This window comes from Amycolatopsis sp. NPDC003861, assembly GCF_053605405.1.
Genome location: NZ_JBSGJD010000518.1, coordinates 1 through 1369 on the forward strand (window position 1 = coordinate 1; position 1369 = coordinate 1369).

A 1369-nucleotide genomic window follows, 5' to 3' on the forward strand; every position below is an offset into this window, starting at 1 on the left:
ATGGCCGTGCACATGCTGCGGATCTTCTTCACCGGGGCGTTCCGGCGGCCGCGTGAGGCGAACTGGGTGATCGGTGGCCTGCTGCTGATCCTGGGCTGCTTCGAGGGTTTCTTCGGGTATTCGCTGCCGGATGACTTGCTGTCGGGGACCGGTATCCGGGCGACCCTGTCGGGCATCGTGTTGTCGGTGCCGGTGGCCGGGACGTGGATCCACTGGGCGTTGTTCGGTGGGGAGTTCCCGGGCGATCAGATCATTCCGCGGTTGTACACGCTGCACATCCTGTTGCTGCCGGGGATCATGCTGGCGCTGGTCGGGGCGCACTTGGCGTTGGTGTGGTATCAGAAGCACACGCAGTTCCCGGGGGTGCGGCGCAAGGAGACCAACGTCGTCGGCGTGCGGATCATGCCGTACTTCGCGCTCAAGGGCGGGGCGTTCTTCACCCTGGTCATCGGGGTGCTGGCGCTGATGTCGGGGCTGTTCCAGATCAACCCGGTGTGGAACTTCGGCCCGTACAACCCGGCGCAGGTGTCGGCGGGCTCGCAGCCCGACTGGTACATGGCCTGGGCGGACGGCATGCTCCGGATCTGGCCCGCGTGGGAGGTCTACCTCGGGAACTACACGATCCCGGCGGTGTTCTTCCCCGGCGCGGTCGGCATGCCGATCCTGTTCGGCCTGCTGCTCGGCTACCCGTTCATCGAGCGGAAGCTGTCCAAGGACACCGCGCACCACAACCTGCTCCAGCGGCCCCGGGACGTCCCGGTCCGCACGGCGCTGGGCGCGATGGCGCTGGGCTTCTTCATGGTCATCGAGCTGTCCGGCTTCAACGACATCATCGCCGACCAGTTCGACATCTCCCTGAACGCGACGACGTGGGCGGGCCGCATCGGCGTCCTGATCGTGCCGCCGCTGGCCTACTACTTCACCTACCGCATCTGCCTGGGCCTGCAGCGGGCCGACCGCGAGGTGCTGGAGCACGGTGTCGAGACGGGCATCATCAAGCGGCTGCCGCACGGTGAGTTCATCGAAATCCACCAGCCGCTGGCCGGGGTGGACAGCCACGGCCACGCGATCGCACTCGAATACCAGGGCGCGTCGGTGCCGAAGAAGATGAACAAGCTGGGTTCGGCCGGGCACGCGGTTCCGGGCACGTTCTGGTCGCCGGACCCGGCCGAGGAGACGGCGGCGCTGGAGCGGGCCAACGGCAACGGCCACTCCGGTGGCGAGAACGGTCAGCACGGCCAGCACGGCGAGTTCGACTCCGCCGAGACGGCGTCGGCCGCGAAGCAGTCGGACCACTAGGTCCCAGGTACGACGAAGGCCACCTCCCGCGGGAGGTGGCCTTCGTCGTACCCCGGATCGATCAGATCGG

1 protein-coding gene is annotated in these 1369 nt (G+C 67.5%); it reads left to right on the plus strand.

Annotated features, from left to right (window positions below; translation table 11 throughout):
- On the plus strand, positions 1 to 1299 hold a 1299-nt coding region (gene qcrB, locus ACWEVN_RS47900), incomplete at its 5' end, for a cytochrome bc1 complex cytochrome b subunit (RefSeq protein ID WP_452055718.1).
- Positions 1300 to 1369 lie beyond the last annotated feature (70 nt).